18 protein-coding genes are annotated in these 17,560 nt (G+C 65.1%); all 18 read right to left on the reverse strand.

What is annotated here, in order from left to right; genetic code table 11:
- Window positions 1-9: 9 nt before the first annotated feature.
- Window positions 10-627, reverse strand: coding sequence for a hypothetical protein (locus I1A62_RS17415; RefSeq protein WP_219459270.1), 618 nt, complete (start codon window positions 625-627; stop codon window positions 10-12).
- A gap of 71 nt (window positions 628-698) precedes the next feature.
- A complete protein-coding gene (locus tag I1A62_RS17420; protein WP_219459271.1) occupies window positions 699-1,658 on the reverse strand; it encodes an MlaD family protein in 960 nt (319 codons plus the stop codon).
- A complete protein-coding gene (locus tag I1A62_RS17425; RefSeq protein WP_124395539.1) occupies window positions 1,655-2,662 on the reverse strand; it encodes an MlaD family protein in 1,008 nt (335 codons plus the stop codon). Before I1A62_RS17425 ends, I1A62_RS17420 begins: the two co-directional genes overlap by 4 nt.
- Window position 2,663: 1 nt before the next feature.
- On the reverse strand, window positions 2,664-3,695 hold the full coding sequence (locus tag I1A62_RS17430) for an MlaD family protein (protein ID WP_219459272.1): 1,032 nt from the start codon (window positions 3,693-3,695) through the stop codon (window positions 2,664-2,666).
- Between the two features lies 1 nt (window position 3,696).
- The gene (locus I1A62_RS17435; RefSeq protein WP_257890826.1) at window positions 3,697-4,722 is read right to left on the reverse strand and encodes an MlaD family protein; all 1,026 of its coding nucleotides are present in this window, start codon (window positions 4,720-4,722) and stop codon (window positions 3,697-3,699) included.
- Window positions 4,710-5,723: an MlaD family protein gene (locus I1A62_RS17440; RefSeq protein WP_124395537.1), complete on the reverse strand. Its 1,014-nt coding sequence runs from the start codon at window positions 5,721-5,723 to the stop codon at window positions 4,710-4,712. Before I1A62_RS17440 ends, I1A62_RS17435 begins: the two co-directional genes overlap by 13 nt.
- On the reverse strand, window positions 5,720-6,802 hold the full coding sequence (locus I1A62_RS17445; protein ID WP_219459273.1) for an Mce family protein: 1,083 nt from the start codon (window positions 6,800-6,802) through the stop codon (window positions 5,720-5,722). Before I1A62_RS17445 ends, I1A62_RS17440 begins: the two co-directional genes overlap by 4 nt.
- Window positions 6,803-6,806: 4 nt before the next feature.
- Window positions 6,807-7,682 carry an ABC transporter permease gene (locus I1A62_RS17450; protein ID WP_219459274.1) on the reverse strand — a complete coding sequence of 292 codons (876 nt, stop codon included), beginning with the start codon at window positions 7,680-7,682 and terminating at the stop codon, window positions 6,807-6,809.
- Window position 7,683: 1 nt separating this feature from the next.
- Window positions 7,684-8,496, reverse strand: coding sequence for an ABC transporter permease (locus tag I1A62_RS17455; protein WP_374710839.1), 813 nt, complete (start codon window positions 8,494-8,496; stop codon window positions 7,684-7,686).
- Between the two features lie 77 nt (window positions 8,497-8,573).
- Entirely contained in the window at window positions 8,574-9,644 is a 1,071-nt protein-coding gene (locus I1A62_RS17460) for an ABC transporter ATP-binding protein (protein ID WP_308340766.1), read from the reverse strand.
- Window positions 9,645-10,047: 403 nt separating this feature from the next.
- Window positions 10,048-10,650, reverse strand: coding sequence for a TetR/AcrR family transcriptional regulator (locus tag I1A62_RS17465; protein WP_124396085.1), 603 nt, complete (start codon window positions 10,648-10,650; stop codon window positions 10,048-10,050).
- A 178-nt stretch (window positions 10,651-10,828) separates the two neighbouring features.
- Window positions 10,829-12,058: a cytochrome P450 gene (locus I1A62_RS17470; RefSeq protein WP_124396084.1), complete on the reverse strand. Its 1,230-nt coding sequence runs from the start codon at window positions 12,056-12,058 to the stop codon at window positions 10,829-10,831.
- Window positions 12,059-12,064: 6 nt separating this feature from the next.
- The gene (locus I1A62_RS17475) at window positions 12,065-12,298 is read right to left on the reverse strand and encodes a ferredoxin (RefSeq protein WP_219459275.1); all 234 of its coding nucleotides are present in this window, start codon (window positions 12,296-12,298) and stop codon (window positions 12,065-12,067) included.
- A 15-nt stretch (window positions 12,299-12,313) separates the two neighbouring features.
- On the reverse strand, window positions 12,314-13,186 hold the full coding sequence (locus tag I1A62_RS17480) for an SDR family NAD(P)-dependent oxidoreductase (RefSeq protein ID WP_160096161.1): 873 nt from the start codon (window positions 13,184-13,186) through the stop codon (window positions 12,314-12,316).
- Window positions 13,187-13,420: 234 nt separating this feature from the next.
- On the reverse strand, window positions 13,421-15,106 hold the full coding sequence (locus tag I1A62_RS17485; RefSeq protein ID WP_219459276.1) for an FAD-dependent oxidoreductase: 1,686 nt from the start codon (window positions 15,104-15,106) through the stop codon (window positions 13,421-13,423).
- A 181-nt stretch (window positions 15,107-15,287) separates the two neighbouring features.
- Entirely contained in the window at window positions 15,288-16,319 is a 1,032-nt protein-coding gene (locus I1A62_RS17490; protein ID WP_206009967.1) for an alpha/beta fold hydrolase, read from the reverse strand.
- Between the two features lie 17 nt (window positions 16,320-16,336).
- Entirely contained in the window at window positions 16,337-17,113 is a 777-nt protein-coding gene (locus tag I1A62_RS17495) for a MerR family transcriptional regulator (RefSeq protein WP_219459277.1), read from the reverse strand.
- 128 nt (window positions 17,114-17,241) lie between these two features.
- Window positions 17,242-17,535 (reverse strand): DUF2516 family protein, encoded by a 294-nt coding sequence (locus tag I1A62_RS17500; protein WP_005251878.1) that lies wholly within the window; start codon window positions 17,533-17,535, stop codon window positions 17,242-17,244.
- Window positions 17,536-17,560: the final 25 nt, after the last annotated feature.

The raw sequence follows: 17,560 nt of genomic DNA on the forward strand, positions 1-17,560 counted from the left end.
GAACTCCGGCTACCGCGGCGCCTTGTCCCCGTCGAGTGCCGAGTCGATTCCGCTGATCCCGGTGATCTTCCAGTCGTTTCCGCTGTCGACCGTCATCTTGTAGGTCGCGGTCGACTGCAGTCCGTCCGGTGCCTGGCTGTTCTTCGTCAGGACGCTGACGAAGCAGTCGACCGAATAGGTTCCGTCGGGTCCCGGTTCGGCTTTCGCCGAGATCGGCTGTGCGCTCGACGTCCACTGGAGCGGAGCGATGATCTGCTCCATCGACGTCGCGGCCTGGGTGAGTCGGTTGGACAGTTCCGGGGCGGTGCCCGCCGTCAGCCGCGTTCGCCACGCGGACAGGTCGCGAAAGTCCATCTCGGCGGCGCCGGTCGCATAGTCGAGGGCGATCCGTTCGGCCTGCTGCCTGCTCGCCGCCGCGTCGTGGAGTTGGTCGAGTTCGTCGGTCGTGTTCCGGAGTTGCCACCCGAGCACCGCCAGTGCGACGACGAGAACGGCGACCAGGCCCCCGACCATCACCGACCGCAGCGGCACGTTCCTGCCGCCTCGACGCTCACGATCGCCCGCACCAGCGGAGGGATCGGCCTCGGGGGCGGTTCCGGAGTTCACGAGTTCCATGGATTTCTGCATCGTTCGCCTTTCACTGGGCTGTCCGATCTCCGGGGGTGGACGATCGAGGACTTTTCGGGGTGCGGTTGGCTCTACCGTCCCGACGGGCTGAGATGGACCGTCAGTGCATCTCCGGATGCGGTGGACGCCATGACGTTGTCGAGCAGGCGGCCCACGTCGACGGTCCGCATCGACGCCGCCCCCGCCTGCACCGAGGGCAGGAGATTCACGCCGATCACCTGCAGGTCCGGGGCGGTGTGGTCGAGGAACGTCTGCAGCTCCCCGATGAAAGGGCTTGCTCCGCCTGCGATTCCGTCGCGCAACGGACCCTTCTCGGTGGCGAACCGGATTCCGCCGAGCACGTCGTGGAACCCGCTGCCGAACTCGGCGACGATCGGTGTCGTGTCCCGGAATCCCTCCGGCAGGGTCGCGCTGTCCATCAGCAGTGGTTGCAGAGTGTCGAACAGCGTGGTGAGGTTGTCGGACTGCTGGGTGAGCGTCGCGGCGAGTAGTTCACCGGCCCGCGTGAGGTTGTTCAGGACCGCGAAGTCGTCGGGAAGCGCGACGTCGATCGTGTCGAAGATCGCTTGTACCCGAACGGGATCCACCTGTTCGAGGAGCCTGGTCAGGCGCTCCGAGAGCTCCTTGAACGTCGTCGGCACCATGACCTGGTTCGCCGGGACGGTGGCCCCGTCCTCGAGATACGGCCCCGCGGCGGACGAGGGCAGCACCGCGAGGAACGGTTCGCCCAGCGCCGACAGATTGTCGACGCGGAATTCGCTGTCGGCGGGGATCGACCGGTCACTCTCGTAGTTCCACGCGACCTCGATGTGGTCGGCCGACGCCGTCACGTCACTGATGTGTCCGATCGCCACCCCCCGGAGCAGCACGCGGGAGCCGACCACGAGTCCGTTCGTGTCCGGCACGTCCAGTGTGGCGGTGCGTACGTCGTCGAACCGGGCGACGTGCAGGCCGGCCCGGCCCATGTAGAGGAAGGACAGCACGGCGATCACCACCATGCCGAGAATCGACAACGAAGTCTTGACAGTCATTTCACTGCTCCCAGCATGCGGAGCAGGTTCTCCGCGTCGGCCACGATCTGGTCTCCCCCGGCGGATTCGATGCCCTCTATCTCGACGGAAGGCTTCTGCGCGAACGGCACGATCCTGCTGCGCAGGAAACGCGACAGCACCACGGTCGTGTCCGGGCCCTCGTCCCAGACGTCGCGCGCCACGTCCCCCGTGTCGGCGAGCGTGTTCAGCATGGGCACCATCCACAGTCCGCCTTCGTAGACGCTGCCGACGGAGGGCAGGATCTGGCCGATGTGCGACACCACCGAGATCGCGAGTCGCCGCCAGTAGTGAACGCTGGAACTGTCGAACATGGCCGACAGGGCGTCGGTCCGATCGTCGAACGACAGTGCGGTCTCGTTCAACCCCGTCAGCGTCCGGTCGATCTCCTGCGTCCGGGCAGCGAGATCCTGCATGTCCAGCGCCGCCACGGACGCCACGTCGCGCACGGCAGGGAGCGGCGGCACGACGGCATTGACCCGGGCCATCACATCCTCGATCCGCTGGATGCTGCCGCCGTTGACGAAGTTCGCGAGGACTGCGATGGTGTCCTCCAACTGCGGTGGCGAGATGGTGCGGGCGACGGGGATCGTGCCACCGGCGGGCAGGTAGCCGTCGGCGGAGCGTTCGCCGTCCGCGGTGACGGCGATGTAGGTATCGCCCAGCAGAGTGTCCTGCCGGACGATCGCCCGCGCGTCGGCGGGAATCCTCGTGCCGCTTCCGATTCCGGCCGACACCGTCACCGTCGATCCGGACACCTGCAGGGACCGGACCTCGCCGACCCGCAACCCGTCCATCATCACGTCGGCACCGGCGGGCAGATTCATCACGCTGGCGAACTCGAGCGACAGGTCGTAGGTGTCGCCGACGCCGCCGCGGACCGAGGGCAGGTCGTCCGGCCCCAGGGAACAGGCCGGCACCGTCAGCACCACCGCGCTCACGGAGGCAGCGCACAGAAACTGCCGCGTTCTTCTCGACAGATTCATCTCAGTTCCTTCCCGTCCGCACGAGGTCGAGCAGCCGGTCCATCGGCACCTCGGTTCCGGCGGTCGTCAGAGCCACGGTCGGCTGCTGGTAGGCAATCGTGAGTGCTCCGTCGCGCGTCGTCTGCTGCGCGAGGAAGGGTGCAACCGACGGAATCGTCGAGATCAGGCTTGCGATGTCGTTCGACCGCGTCGCCGCCAGCCTCAGGGCGTCGGTCGCCGGTCCGTGCACGAAGGGCCAGATGTCGGCGCCGTAGTTCTGCTGGATGTCGTGCAAAGTCGCTACCAGCCAGCCGATTCCCTCGCACACCTCGATGACTCCGGGCCACAGATCGATGCCCGCGGCCACGACGGCAGGCATCTGCTCCACGATCGACCGGATCGAACTCCACCGGCGGAGCGCTTCGTCCGTCAGCGGGGCCATGTTCGCGATCGACGAGCCGATGTCGGCGACGAGTTTGTCCGGATCGGCTGCGGCCTCGGCGGCATGCCTCATCATGTCCGCGGCGTTCTCCCCCTGGCCGCGGAGCGCCTCGTCGAGACCGAGCACCGTCTTCCGGACGTTCTCCTCACCGTCGTCCGGAGCGATGGCATCGATGAAATCGGCTGCCGAACCGGCGATCTCGGAGATGCTTTTCGGAGTATGGCTGTGCTCTAGCGGAATGCACTGCTGCGGAGCGAGTTCCGGACCGGTCGTGTAGTTGCCGACGAGTTCGAGGCTCCGATCGGCGAGCAGGGACTTAGAGCGGGTGACCGCTCGGACGTCGAACGGATAGGACCGGCCACTCGCGAGCGAGAAGGTGACCTGCACGTGGTCGCCCTGCGGCTCGATGGCTTCGACACGGCCCACCTCGTAACCCATCTGGGTGACCGGGTTGCCGGCGTAGAGGCCGATGGCGTCGGGCATGAGCGCGCAGAACGCCGACCGGTCTGCCGGCTCCCCCGTCGTCGCGACCGCCACACCGGCGCCGCAGACGGCGGCGGCCGCGCACACGACGGCCAGCACCTTGACTATCAGGCGTGATTTCCCGGACATCTCAGCACGTCCGTCCGGGAACGGGGACACAGAAGTCCGAGGCCATGAGTGTGCCGCCCTTGATCGCGGCCATCCCTTCGGGTGTCAGCCATTCGGCGAGCTGAGTGCGCAGGGACTGAAGATTGTCGATGGCCGGGCCCATCGACGTCCGGAACTCGTCGATCACACCCTTCGTGTGGTTCACAGCGTCGAGTACCTCCGTCTTGTGGTCGAGATAGAACCCCTCGAACGGCTGAATCGTCATCAGCACGTTGCCGAGCAGGGAATAGGCCTCGTTGAAACCGGCGTGGGTGGTGTTGTACGTCGAGAGGACCACGTCGATCTGGCGGATCAGGTCGAACACCATGCCCTGATCGGCCTCGAAGCTCTGGAGATACTCCGCGGCGAGGTCGGCGATCGTACGGACCTGCGCACGCTGCTGATCCATGACGCGGGCGATGCTGGTCAGGCCCGAGATCATCGACGCGATCGAATTCGGGTTCTCCTCGAGCGCCCGGGCCATCTCGTCGAGGTTCGCGTCGACGGTGCCGCCCTCGACGTTGTCGGTCGTGTGCGGCGCGGCCTGGAGGACATCGCCGATCGAATACGGAACGCTGACCTGCTCGACGGGCAGCGGGGTGTCCCCGAGCGGCAGAACGCCGAGAGGGACGAGGGTGATCGCGTACCCGCCGACCGGGGTGAGCATGCGCACCTCCACCCGGGAGTCCGAGCCGACCGGTATCGCGTCGTCGATCTCCGCCGTCACCAGTACCGCGTCCGGCTCGATCGACACGTCCGTGACGGTTCCCACGCCGATGCCCGCCACCCGGACGTCCTGGCCGACGTCGATCGACGAGGCGTCGTCGGTACGGAACGAGAACGACATGCGCCCCGGTGGGTTCGCGTAGAGGACGGCGGTGGTCACGAGTGCGAAGACCACCAGGAGAACGATGCCCGCGCCGAACGCGACCTCACTGCCGACCAGCGCCCGCGCCCTGCTCGACACCCGGCCCAGACGCCGAGCGCTGCTTCTCGTCACGGGTTGCATACGACGACCTCGCTCCCTCTCAGCAGAACCTCGACGTCGGTGGGCAGCTGCGCCACACCGTTCGTGCACTGGAGACCACCCGGGCCCGCCGCGGCGGTCTGCGGGACCTGCAGTCCGGCGAAGGCGACCGGCAGCAGTCGCAACGCTTCCGCGGTGTCCGGCACCGACGCGAACGCGTCGGACAGCATCTGCTCGACGTTCATTCCGGGTTGCAGACCGAGAGCATCGATCAACCGTGTGATCGGTGTGAGGAATTCGGGACCGAATGCGGCCGTCTTCGGAAACTCGTCGATGACCGTCATCGCCTTCGCGATGGGGAAACTCACCGAGCGCAGGAACTCGACGACCTCGGGCGACCGGCCTCCCATGCTGTCGGAGATCCGTGCGAGATTGCCGGTGAGGGTCGAAATGACCTGTTCACGGTCGTGGGCGAGGCCCGCGAGTTTCTGTGCGTCTTCGAGCATCGGTGACAGTCCGTTTCCGTCTCCCTGCAGAAGCGAGATCGCGTTCTCGGTGAAGGTGTTGATGTCGTCGGTGCTCATGGTCGCGAGCACCGGTTGCAGTCCGTTGAACAACTCGGTGATGTCGAACGACGCCCGCGTCTTGTCGGCAGGCAGTCGATCGACTGCGTCGCCCGGATTTTCGGGGAATTCGGCGTCGATGTAGCGAACGCCGGTGAGGTTCTGGTACTTCACGGCGAGGATCGTGTCGGAGGTCAGCTGGTACGGCTTCTCCATCGTGAAGTGCACTTCCGCGAGACTCCGCCCGCCGTCCCGGATCAGTTCGACCGATTCGACCTTGCCGATCCGGACGCCCTTCGTCCGGATGTCCCCGTGCGCACCGAGTCCGGAGACATCGGTGAATTCCGCTGTGTAGCTGTTTGTCTCATTGGTCACCGGGCTCTTCATCGCGCTGATCACGATGACGAAGAGGACCACGGAGACCGCGGCCGCGACGGCGAGCTTGACGAGAGTGACGATGTATCTGGTTCGGTTGCTCATCGACCGGCCCCGTCCTCGGACGGCGGGGCACCGGTCAACGCCAGGGGTGCCGCCAGTGCGGGCAGATCGTCCAGGACGATCCGGAGATTGAGCCGCTGCCCGTCGCCGCTGTCCTCGAACGCCGAGTCCAGCCGCTCGACGGCGGTGCGCAGTCGCTCGGGGCGCGCCCCACCGTCGTAGATGTGCGGCACCACGCCCGCGAGTTCCGAGACCACGTCGGTGACCGGTACCAGTTCGTCACCGTGAGATTTCAGCAACTGCCCGGCCTGTCCGAACAATTGTCCGGCCGCCAGGGTCAGACCGGCGTCCGTCTCGTCCATGAACGGATCGTCCACCCCCACCGAACCGTCGGGTCGCTGGTTGTAGGTGCTGTTGTAGATGTGGGTCAGCGAATCGATCGCCTGGCGATTGAACGCCGGGAACACGTCGAGGACGTCGTTGACTCGCCCGAGCAGGTCGGCCGGAAGTGCCTGCTGAGTCTGCGCGATCCGGTCGCCGAGCACGAGTGCCGCATCGAACATCGGTGTCAGACCGTCGGTGTACCGGACGACCTTGTCCAAGCTGGTGATCATCGAATCCGTCAGGGTGCCGTCGACGGCCAGCGAACCCTTCTCGATCATGGTCGACATCGTGAAATCTCCTGTGGGCGTGCGGTCCAGCGTGCGGTGTGCCTCCAGACCGGAACCGCCGGGCCTGCCGACCAGATTGACTGCGGTGGATCCGAAGTAGTTCTGCGGCCGGAAGTCGACATCGAAAGCATCGGTCAGGCCGCCGATCTGATCCGGATCCAGCTGAAGGTCCATGCGGACGGAGTCCGCGCCGGTCCGTTCCAGTCCGGTGACGACACCGACCTCACCGCCCCGCAGGATCACCTTCGTGCCGGAGTCGACACCCGGGCCCACGTAGGGGACGTCGATGCTGATCGGCAGAACTTCCGTGTCCGCGCTGCTCGGGTATACCCAGACTGCAGCGATCACTGCGCAGGTCGTCACGACGACCCCCAGCCCCGCCCCGTGCAGCACTCGGCTCTGACGGCCGGGGACCCCTCTCAGGAAGTCCTGACTCCTCGCTCTGCTCATTGACTCATCCTTTGAACACCAGTTCGGGACTGAGACCCCAGATCGCCACAGTCATACAGAAATTCAGGACGACGATCGCGACGAGGCTCGCCCTGATCGCTCGCCCGGACGCCGCGCCCACCCCCGCGGGCCCACCACCCGCGAAGTATCCGTAGTAGCAGTGGATCATCGTGACGACGGCACAGAAGACGACTGCTTTGACCAGCGACGCCACGAGGTCGGGAACACTGAGAAATTGGCTGAAGTAGTGATCATAGGTACCCGAAGGCTGATGGTGAAACGTCTTGATGATCAACCCTCCGGTGAAGAAGCTGACCACGAGCGCCATCAGATACCCGGGGACCACGATCAGCATGCTGCCGATCAGCCGCGTCCCGACCACGAACGGTATGGCCTGCAATCCCATCGATTCGGTGGCGTCGATCTCCTCGGAGATGCGCATCGAGCCGATCTCGGCGGTCATCCGGCAGCCGGCCTGCGCGGCGAATCCGATTCCGGTGATGATCGGGGCGATGACCCGGACGTTGCCGAACGATCCGATGATCCCGGTCAGCGCGCCGAAGCCCAGCAGGTCGAAGGCCATGAATGCCTGGATCGCGACCACGGCGCCGACGGCCAGTCCCAGGAAGAACATCAGGCTGACGACACCGCCGTCGACGACGAGGGATCCGTTCCCCCACGCCATGTTGTTCATGGTGGTCATGGTCTGCTTGCGGTAGTGCCGCAGCGTCTTGGGCAGCAATGCGATCGTCTTGACGGTGAAGACCGTCACCTGCCCTATTTCCTCGATCACCGACGTCGCAGCGCGACCGACCGAGCGAATCGGTTGCAACAGAACTCCGCCGACGGGGCCTCTGCGGTGTGTGGAGTGTGTGTTCATGTCACGCCAACCGGGCCGGAAAGAACATCATCTGAATCTGGCTGACCAGGAGATTGGTCATGAAGATACAGAAGACGCTGAGTACCACCGAGGCATTGACCGCGTTGGCTACGCCTTTCGGACCGCCCTTCGCTTCGAGTCCTCGCAGGCTTGCGATCAACACGACGAGCGCCGCGAAGATCACCGACTTGAGCACGGAGAAGACCAGATCGGTCGGTGTGGCGAACGAGCCGAACGACTGCCAGAAACTGCCGGGCACCACGTCGTTGACGTTCGCCGAAATCACCAGCCCCGCAGCCACACCCGCCGCGACGATGACGATGCAGAGCATCGGTGCGATGGCGATCATCGCGATGAACCGCGGAACGACCAGTCGCTGCACGGGGTCGATCCCCATGACCCGGATCGCTTCGATCTCCTCGCGGATCGCGCGGGCACCGAGATCGGAGGCGATCGCCGATGCGGCCGCACCGCTCATCAGCAGTCCCGCCGCCATCGGCGCCCCCTGTCCCACCACGCCCAGCCCACTGGCCGCTCCTGCCAGCGAGTTCGCGCCGACCTGGTTCATGATTCCACCGACCTGCACCGAGACCTCGGCGCCGATCGGCACCGCCATCAGCAGCGCGGGAAGTGCGGTGACCTTGAGAAGTTTCCACATCTGCGTGGCCACTTCCTCGAGGGGCAACCGCAGGGCGATCGTGTCGGATACCGTGTACTTCAGGATGTTCACCGCCAGCTCACCGGATCGACCCAACGTCGCGAGGCTGCGAATGGGCGTGTCCTTCAAATATTTCCCCACCGCGGCGATCGACAGACGCGGCCGCCGTCGCCTCTCCGTTGCGGCAGGCTCGATCGGCGGGGCGTCCACGACGATCGGGACCTCCACACTCGTCACTTCGCAACTCCCGCGTCGAAGGCCGCTGTTTCGAAGTACATTCGGTCCGTGTCTGCGCCGCCCGGACCCCACTCGTCGCCGAGGCCGTCCGCCCCGAGGCTTTCCTGGATCGCGATCTGAGCGTTCTCCGGCAACGTGTGCATGATGTGCCGCACCCGTTCCTGACGACGGGCCACGGCCTGCCGGAACGGCATCCCCGGCGTCGCCTTCATCTGCGGAACAATCCCCTCCACATCGTCGACACCACCGGCATGATGCCCCGCATCGACCATCGCCTGCTCCTGCGCCATCTGCGCCTCGTCCTTCTCCTCCGACATCCCGATCGGACCGATCATCGTGCCGTTCAGGAACTGCTTGACCACCGGCTCCTCACTGGTCAGCAACACCTCCCGCGGACCGAACATCACCAGATGCCGGCGGAACAACATCCCGATGTTGTCCGGCACCGTCCGCGCCAGATTGATGTTGTGCGACACGATCAGAATCGTCGCATCGATCTCCGCATTGATGTCGATCAACGTCTGCGAAATGTAAGTGGTGCGCACCGGATCCAGACCCGAGTCCGGCTCGTCGACCAGAATGATCTGCGGATCCAGCACCAACGCCCGCGCCAGCCCCGCACGCTTACGCATACCACCGGAGATCTCCCCGGGCAGCTTGTCCTCGGCCCCGAGCAGACCGACCAGTTCCATCTTCTCCATCACGATCTTGCGGATCTCGGACTCGGACTTCTTGGTGTGCTCGCGCAACGGGAACGCCACGTTGTCGAACAGGTTCATCGACCCGAACAACGCACCGTCCTGGAACAGCACCCCGAACAACTTCCGGATCTCGTACAGCTCCTTCGACGAGCACTCCAGAATGTTGGTGCCGTCGATCACGATCGACCCCTGCTCCGGACGGAGCAGACCGATCAGCGACTTCAAGAAAACAGACTTACCCGTGCCCGACGGGCCCAGCAACGCACTGACCTCACCGGCCGGAAGGGTCAACGTGACGTCCTGCCAGATCCTCTGCGAGCCGAACGACTTGGTCAGTCCCTCGACGGCTACCTCGACTCCCACCATTACCTCCGTGTCTTCAGGCGTCGAACGCCACCTCGGATGTTGCAGGGCACTTGCGACCTCGGACCGGAACCCACAGCCATCCCGCCGCGCACGTCGAATACAGCTTGTTTGCAGCACTTTTCATCGAATCGCGGACGATGGACGGCGAGTTCACAACCTTTAGCTGTGATACAAATTACGTCGCACGTAATACGTTATACGGCTTTTGACCGCCGAGGCAAGAGCGGGAAGCGAAATAGCTTTCCTGCGAAATACGCGCAGGCATAAGCATTCCCGACCGATCCGGCCGTGACCAGGCACGGGAACCATCGAACAGCATACTTAAGAACATTAGATTTACCGGGTGAAAGCACAAAAGAAGCCGTGCCCCTCGGGGGCACGGCTTCTGGGGGACGCGGGCGAACTAGGGCAGGAAGGCCGGCAGAACGAATTGCTTCATCATCTGCCGGTGCGAGGGATCGGCCGGATCCGAATTGTCCAGTCGCGGTGCGAGCATCAATTGCACGAGGGTGATCCAGGAGCACGCCTCGCCGGTGTCGATATCCGCCCTCATCTCGCCGCCGGCCTTGGCGTCGTCGAAGATCGGCCCCCACAGTTCAGTGGTCAGACTCGTTGCGAGGGGGATCGTCTCGAGCCACGAATCCCCGCCGACGTGTTCGGGGCTGACGAGGATGCGCACGATCGGATCGTTGATCCCGTCGTAGACCAGGTAGATGAGGCCTTCGATCAGCCTGTCCTCGAACGTCGCACATTCCATCAGGAACTTGCGGCCACGTTCGAGCGTCTGACGCGATCGCCACCTGATCAGCTCGGTGGTGAGCGTCTCGCGGTCCTGGAAGTACCGGTAGACGGTCGGGCGCGAGACTCCCGCCTCCTTGGCAATGTCCTCCATGGTGGTCTTCGCGATCCCGAAACGAAGAATCATCGTCTGGGCGGCCACGAGTATCTGAGACCGTGCGACATCGGCGTCCTGGCTCAGCACACCGGCGGTCTTCCTTCTTGCCATCCTCGCTCCAGACACCGTCACTTCCGACCGGCCACCCGACCAGTCGCGATACAAATGACAATACACGTAAGTTGTTGCATATCGGGCGGCCACATCCACTTCATTACACCAAAAGAGCGAGGCAGCTGCCCGAAGTCCCACAGGACCACGGACAACTGCCTCGGACGTCTGCCCGGCCTCAGGCCGAGGGGGTGAAGGTGATCGGGAGCCGGATGCAGCCGCGTACCTGGGTGGCATGCAGGATCGGCGGATCCTCCGGAACGAGTCGGTAATCCGGCAGCCGCTTGTGAATCTCCTCCATGGCCAGCTTGAGCTCGATGCGTGCCAGGTGAGACCCGATACACCGATGAGGACCGGCCCCGAAGGAGAGGTGACGGTTGGGCGAGCGATCGATCTTCAGCTCGTCCGGGTCCTCGAACTCCCCGCCGTCGCGATTCGCCGAGCAGAGCAGCACGATGAGCTGCTCCCCCTCCGCGATGGTCACGCCGCCGATCTCGACGTCGCGGGTCGCTCGCCGGCCCGCGATCACGGCGGCCTCGATCCGCAGAATCTCCTCGACAGCCGCCGGGATGGTGTCGGGATCGTCCACGATCTCCTGCCGCTGCCCGGGATTGTTCGCCAGGTGGATGATCCCCCACGCCAGTGAACCCTGGACGGTGTGGAGGCCCGCGATGAGCAGGAGGAAGAACATGCGGTACAGCTCTTCGTCGGTGAGCAGTCGTACCCCGTCCTCCATCTCGATCGGGGTGTTGATGATCTGCGCGGTCAGGCTGTCCGAGGTGTTCTCACCGGAACGCACTCCGGCGACGATGGCACCGAAGTAGCCGAAGATCTGGTTGGCCGCATCCTCGCGCGCCTTGGCGGACTCTTCTTCTGTTCCACCGGGAATGCCCTGCAGTGCAACGTCCGTCGTCTTGGTGAACATCTCGGCGTCTTCGAGCGGCCAGCCCATCAGCGCCAGGAACACCCGCGTCGGCAGCTCGTGGGCGAACTCCGAGATGAACTCGGCCTCACCGCGTGACACGAAGTCGTCGATGAGCTCGTTGATGACGTCCCGGATCTGGGGCTCGAGCTCCTTCATCCGCTTGGGACTGAACAGCGGTTGCAGCGCCTGCCGGTAGAACGTGTGCTCCGGCGGGTCCAGCTCGATCGGGATGAACTTCCCCTGGCCCGCGTTCACGAGATTGTTCGGGTAGCTGGAGAAGGTCTCCGGATCACGCAGGACCTGATGGATCTCCTCGTAGCGCGTCACGATCCAGTGACCGCCGTGCGCCTTCGAATACACGACGGGGCCGATGGCCCGCAGCGCCGCCGCGCGTTCCTGGAACACGTCCTCGGGCATCGCCAACGTCTGGTCGTAGACGTCGAAGTCCACGATGAGGTTCTCGGGTAGTTGGGTAGTCGTCACTGCTTCTCAGCCTTCCGAATTCGGGAGTTCGACGCTCAGCGCGCGTTCGGGGCACATCTCGACGAGGGCACCCAGTTGATCTCGTAGTTCCTCGGGAACAGGTTCGGCCACGACGACGGGATAGCCCTGGTCGTCGCTGTCGACTATCTCGGGTTCCGCGCCGTAGCAGAGGCCGTGGCCCGCACAGGCGGATCGGTCGACCTTCAACGACAGCGCACGGTTCTGCGCATGAATGGTCATCGACGGACGCTCCGCTCAGTCGACGGGAAGCGTGGGAGTCGGCGTGTCCTCTTCGAACATCATCGCGACTCGTGACAGTGTGCCGCCGTCCGTCGCGGGCAGCGTCAGACCGGAAATGTATGCGGAGTCGTCCGACACGAGGAAGAGTGCGACCTTCGCGTTGTCCACGAGCGACGGCGGACGCTGGAGCTTGAGCGGAATCGGCGAGACGCCCGGATCCCACGGGCCCGCGGTCTCCTCGTAGGACTGGCCGATCACCGGGGTGCCCGGGCCCATCAGGAAGTTCGGCGACATCCCGTGCGTGGGAGCGAGGGCATTGACGCGGATGCCGTAGCGTCCGAGATCCAGGCTGAGGCCGCGAACCAGGCCGTTGACACCGGCTTTCGTCGCCGAGTACATCGCGATGCTGTGATAGGCGGCGAACGAAGCCGCGGACGACGTCGCCAGAATGGTGCCGCCGCCGTTGGCCCGCATCGCAGGCACCGCAGCCTTACAGGAGTACACGACGCCGCTGAGGTTGACCCCGAGAACGTGCTGCCAGTCGGCATCCGTGAGGTCCTGGAACTCCACCTGTTCGCCGCCGGCCACGGACGGGACACCGCCGCGGGAGACGACACCGGCGTTGGCCCACATGATGTCGAGCTTGCCGAACTGCTCGACGGTGGTCTCGACGCTGCGGTAGACGGCCGCCTCGTCACTCACGTCGGCGGTGATGGCGATCGCCGTTCCACCTTGCTGCTCAACCAGTTTCGCAGTCTGCTCGGCCCGGTCGCCGTCGATGTCGACGACCGCCACCTTCGCACCTTCCGATGCGAACAACTGCGCACCCTGGCGTCCAAGCCCGGATCCCCCTCCGGTGATGACGGCGACTTTGTCCTGAAGTTTCATGTGAACTCCTCTGTGATGATTCGTCAGATGCCGGAGACTCGCGGTGTGTGGGACATCGTCCGGCGAAGTCGGGCGGCGAGACTGTTCCGATCCTCGACGGCGGGGGCCTGTCGCCGGCCGAGAGGATCGGGTGCGGGCCGCATCTCCGATCCAAATAAACCTTATACCGTTAGGCGATGAGACGTCAATCACTTTCTTCGACACACGTCGAGCCGGGCGCGCATCAGGGTGGATTCAGCCGGAAATAGCTGCACTCGAAGCAATTTCGATCATCGAGGCGGTGTCCACCAGCTTCACACGCGGCCGGCCGGATTCCCTGCCGAGTCGTCGCTCGTGTGCGTCGATCGCTTTCCATCCGTCGTAGTCGATGCTCTCGGGTCGCCGCTCCGCGACCAGTCGGCGGAGGTCCTGCCTGCCACCCCCGGGCGCCGCCAATCGACCGGAGTGGAAGTCGTCGACGAGTTTGTCGACAGTTTCGGCGGCGCACGCCTTGTTGGTTCCGATGACGCCGGAGGGGCCTCGCTTGATCCACCCGACGGTGTACACACCGGACATCGGCCTGCCCGAGTCCGGTTCCAGCACACGACCTCCGTCGTTCAGCATCGTGGATCGTGCACCCGAGACGGGAATTCCCGCGACGGGGATCCCCCGGTACCCCACCGACCGCAGCACCAGACCACACTCGACGTCCTCGACGACAGTTGTGGGAGCCGCCCTGGAACGGCCGTCCACATCCTGAACCAGCTCGTTGCGGACCAGGCGGATCCCCTCTACCCGACCGTCTCCCAGAACCTCTATCGGAGAAAGCAGATAGCGCAACGCAATACGCTTGTATCCCGGCGTTTGTGGGGCGGCGGCGAACTCTGCGACGATTCCGGCTTTCATCCCCTCGATCGGGTCTGTCAGCCCACCCGCCAGCGCCTCCCGCGCAACCTCCTCGTCCTGCACCGCGACATTCACACCGGGGAGATAGCCGAGCGCGAGCAACTCCGGATTCGTGTACGCCGCTTGCGCCGGACCTCTCCGCCCGACGACGAGCACTTCTCTGATCCTGCTCTCCGACAACGCTTCCAATGCGTGCGGGGCGATGTCGGTCTTCGTCAACTCGGCGGTACCCGCGACGAGCACTCGGGCCACGTCCAACGCCACATTGCCGTTGCCGATGATCACGGCCCGTTCGCCCGACAGGTCGAACGTGCGGTGCGCATGATCGGGGTGACCGTTGTACCACGCCACGAACTCCGTTGCCGAGTGGCTTCCGGGCAGATCCTCGCCGGGAATCCCCAGTGCACAGTCGGCGGGAGCGCCGACCGCGTAGATCACCGCATCGTGATGCGCGAGCAGGTCGTCGTGAGTCAGGTGCGTACCGACCTCGACATTGAGGTAGAAGTCCACGTTCTTCCGCGACGCGGTCTTCTGGAACAGCGCGGCGACCGCCTTGGTGCCCTGATGGTCCGGTGCGACTCCGAATCGGATCAGCCCGAACGGTGTCGCGAGCTTTTCGAAGAAGGAAATCTCCACGGCGGGACCGATCCGGGACAGCAGACTCTCGGCCGCATAGCAGCCGGACGGCCCGGATCCGACGATCGCCACCCGCAGCAGTGCGCGGTCCGATACCTGGACCGCCTCGGCAACAGGACGTTCGGGGGCGGGGGCCTGCTGATCCCGGTTCGTGTAGAACGCCGCATTGATTTCCTCGTAGCGCGCGGTCTCCGGCGTCAGGTCGTAGTCGGGAACGATCGCGTCGACCGGGCAAGCGTCGATGCAGGCGCCGCAGTCGATGCAGCCGGCGGGATCGATGTACAGCATCTCCGCGCTGCCGTAGCCGGGCTCGTTCGGAGTCGGATGGATGCAATCGACGGGGCACACCGCGACGCAACTCGCGTCGTTGCAGCAGGATTGCGTAACTACATGAGCCAACGTGAGCTCCTATCGCCTGATGACCGGATCGGTGGATCGCTGGATCGCGTCACGTTTTACAGTGATACAAATTACGTTAGGTGTAATGCTGTCGATGTGTCAAGCCTCACACCGGCGCAAAAAAATCGGGCCCACACGCCACCGGCGTGTGGGCCCGACCGACTGCAGGGCAACCGAAAGGTCAGAGGTTGCGCAGCCGCACGATCTCCTTGTCGAACTCGTCGATGCTCTCGACGGAACTCATGTGGCCGACGCCGGGCAGCACGATCAGCCGCTCGAGGTGACCGGCCTCGTCCAGGACGCGAGCGAGCTTGCGGGCATGGACGGGCGGAGTCAACCGGTCCATGGAACCGACGAGCACCGTGGTCGGGACGTCGAGGTGGTCGAGTGCCTCGTGGATGTCGAGGCCGCTGAGCGCGGCACCCCAGCCGCCGCGGATGCGCGGCTTGCAGTCCCGGACGATGTTCTCGCAGAACTGGACCTCGGCGCGAGTGGCGTTCGGCGACATCGACACGTATTGCAGCGCGCGCGTCATCACCGGCGAAGACACCAACGGAACCGGTGTGCTCAGGACGGCGCGACCGACCGGAACCGGCACGCGCGGAAAACGATTCGGCAACGGGATGACGGTGGTCTCGGCGACGAGCCGGTCGCAGGCGGTGCTGGCGAGCAGGACTGCCGACGCGTATTTCTTCACCTCGTCGGCGTGCCGGCCTGCCCACGCCATGATGCTCATGCCACCCATGCTGTGACCCACGAGGACGGCCTTCTTGTCGTCACGCACCGTCGCCTTCAGCACCTCCGACAGGTCGTCGGCGAGGACGTCGGGACCGAGCGGAAGCGAGCCGACCGAGCTGCGGCCGTGCCCACGCTGGTCGTAGGTGATCACCCGGTACTCGCCCGCGAGCGCATTCACCTGCGGGTACCAGTATTCGGTCGAACAGGTCCAACCATGGCTGAGCACAATGGGATCGCCGTCCACCGGACCGTAGGCGCGAACGTACAGCGTCGCGCCGTCGTCGGTGAGGATCTCCGTCACGTCCGGGCGCAGATCCGGGGTGCGCAGCAACTCGTTCGGGGCCACCTCGGTCGACAACGTCAACCCACGGGTGGCGCGCTTGTGACGGATCGCCGCTGCCGCGGCGACGACGGCGCCGGCCCCTGCTGCGCCTGCGAGCGCCCGGAAGGCGATGGTGCGCGAACTGCTGGTCATTCCTACCCCTGTCCTGTCTAACCTGCTCTGTTGGTGCCTGTGCCCGACGCCGGAACCGGTGTCTCGCCGAGTTGCCGGGCAGCCCGCTCGAGGGCCCGGGAGATCTGCTCCTCCATCGCTTCCTCGAACAGCGACTGGACGGCGTCGTGCGCGAGGGGACGCATCTGGTCGACGAGCCGCACGATGTCCGAGACCTTCGCCTCGTCGAGTTCGAGCGACTCACCCTCGGCGGCGAGATAGCGGTCCGCGACGACGGCGACGAACCGTGCGGCGACGTCCGAGAGGTCACGTCGCACCGCCGCGGTCTGCTCGAGGACGTCCTCGAGCGGGATGCCTGCGTCGACGAGGACCTGCGCCGCCTCGACCAGTCGCGGATCGTTCACCGAATAGTCGTCCCCGGCGGGAACGAGCACACCGAGTTCGGTGCCGCGGGCGATGTTGGCCTCGGTGGTCTGCGCCCCGAACATGCGTTTCAGCTCGGCGATCGTGAGGCGTGCCGCGCGCCTGCGCTTCTTCCAGCGGCTGCCCGGGTCGTCGGTCTCCAGAACGTCCTTGACCTGCAGTCCGTAGTGCGCGGCGGTGAGCAGTTCGCTGATGGTCGCGAACGTGTAGCCGCGATCGAGCATGCGTCCGATCAGGTGCAGCCGCGCGAGGTGCGAGTCGTTGTACCACCCCGTGCGCCCCTGCTTCCGCGGCGGCGGGAGCAGTCCGCGGTCCTGGTAGACGCGCACGTTGCGCACGCTCACCCGCGCCTCGCGTGCGAGGTCGTCGATCCGGTATTCCCTCGCGGACATGTCAGCTCCCTCGGTCGCCGTATACTCACAATAGCATTGTCACAATGCCCATTGTCATCGTTAGGGCGCGAAAGAACCCCGACTTTGCAAGACCGTGGGGCGAGCGGTGCCCTAACGAGCCGGAATGTCTACCAGCGGGGTCCGCGCTGCACGTCGTCGACGCGGGGCCGTACGTCCACGAGATAGACGCACACCGCGACGACCGCGACGATGCCGAACAACTGCACGGCGGGGAACAGCAGGAGGACGAGGAACGCGACCGCGAGAATGCTCAGCCAGATCGGCTTGCTCAATTTGTCCACGGCGGTGAACGCATCCTTGCGCTGGCGAGCCGCGTGGAACAGCGCGTACGCAGCACCACCCAGAGCGACGATGCGAATCACCAACAAGATCACCGAGACGACGCCGTCAACTTGAATCACAGCCCCATCCTACGAGGTGGGCACG

Origin of the sequence: Rhodococcus sp. USK10 (genome assembly GCF_019378875.1) — a bacterium.
GTDB classification, from domain to species: domain Bacteria; phylum Actinomycetota; class Actinomycetes; order Mycobacteriales; family Mycobacteriaceae; genus Rhodococcus_F; species Rhodococcus_F pseudokoreensis.

Excerpts from the sequence above, each read along its gene's own strand:
- I1A62_RS17415 (WP_219459270.1), bottom strand. The coding sequence starts at position 627 with ATGCAGAAATCCATGGAACTCGTGAACTCCGGAACCGCCCCCGAGGCC.
- I1A62_RS17420 (WP_219459271.1), bottom strand. The coding sequence starts at position 1,658 with ATGACTGTCAAGACTTCGTTGTCGATTCTCGGCATGGTGGTGATCGCC.
- I1A62_RS17425 (WP_124395539.1), bottom strand. The coding sequence starts at position 2,662 with ATGAATCTGTCGAGAAGAACGCGGCAGTTTCTGTGCGCTGCCTCCGTG.
- I1A62_RS17430 (WP_219459272.1), bottom strand. The coding sequence starts at position 3,695 with ATGTCCGGGAAATCACGCCTGATAGTCAAGGTGCTGGCCGTCGTGTGC.
- I1A62_RS17435 (WP_257890826.1), bottom strand. The coding sequence starts at position 4,722 with ATGCAACCCGTGACGAGAAGCAGCGCTCGGCGTCTGGGCCGGGTGTCG.
- I1A62_RS17440 (WP_124395537.1), bottom strand. The coding sequence starts at position 5,723 with ATGAGCAACCGAACCAGATACATCGTCACTCTCGTCAAGCTCGCCGTC.
- I1A62_RS17445 (WP_219459273.1), bottom strand. The coding sequence starts at position 6,802 with ATGAGCAGAGCGAGGAGTCAGGACTTCCTGAGAGGGGTCCCCGGCCGT.
- I1A62_RS17450 (WP_219459274.1), bottom strand. The coding sequence starts at position 7,682 with ATGAACACACACTCCACACACCGCAGAGGCCCCGTCGGCGGAGTTCTG.
- I1A62_RS17460 (WP_308340766.1), bottom strand. The coding sequence starts at position 9,644 with ATGGTGGGAGTCGAGGTAGCCGTCGAGGGACTGACCAAGTCGTTCGGC.
- I1A62_RS17465 (WP_124396085.1), bottom strand. The coding sequence starts at position 10,650 with ATGGCAAGAAGGAAGACCGCCGGTGTGCTGAGCCAGGACGCCGATGTC.
- I1A62_RS17475 (WP_219459275.1), bottom strand. The coding sequence starts at position 12,298 with ATGACCATTCATGCGCAGAACCGTGCGCTGTCGTTGAAGGTCGACCGA.
- I1A62_RS17480 (WP_160096161.1), bottom strand. The coding sequence starts at position 13,186 with ATGAAACTTCAGGACAAAGTCGCCGTCATCACCGGAGGGGGATCCGGG.
- I1A62_RS17490 (WP_206009967.1), bottom strand. The coding sequence starts at position 16,319 with ATGACCAGCAGTTCGCGCACCATCGCCTTCCGGGCGCTCGCAGGCGCA.
- I1A62_RS17495 (WP_219459277.1), bottom strand. The coding sequence starts at position 17,113 with ATGTCCGCGAGGGAATACCGGATCGACGACCTCGCACGCGAGGCGCGG.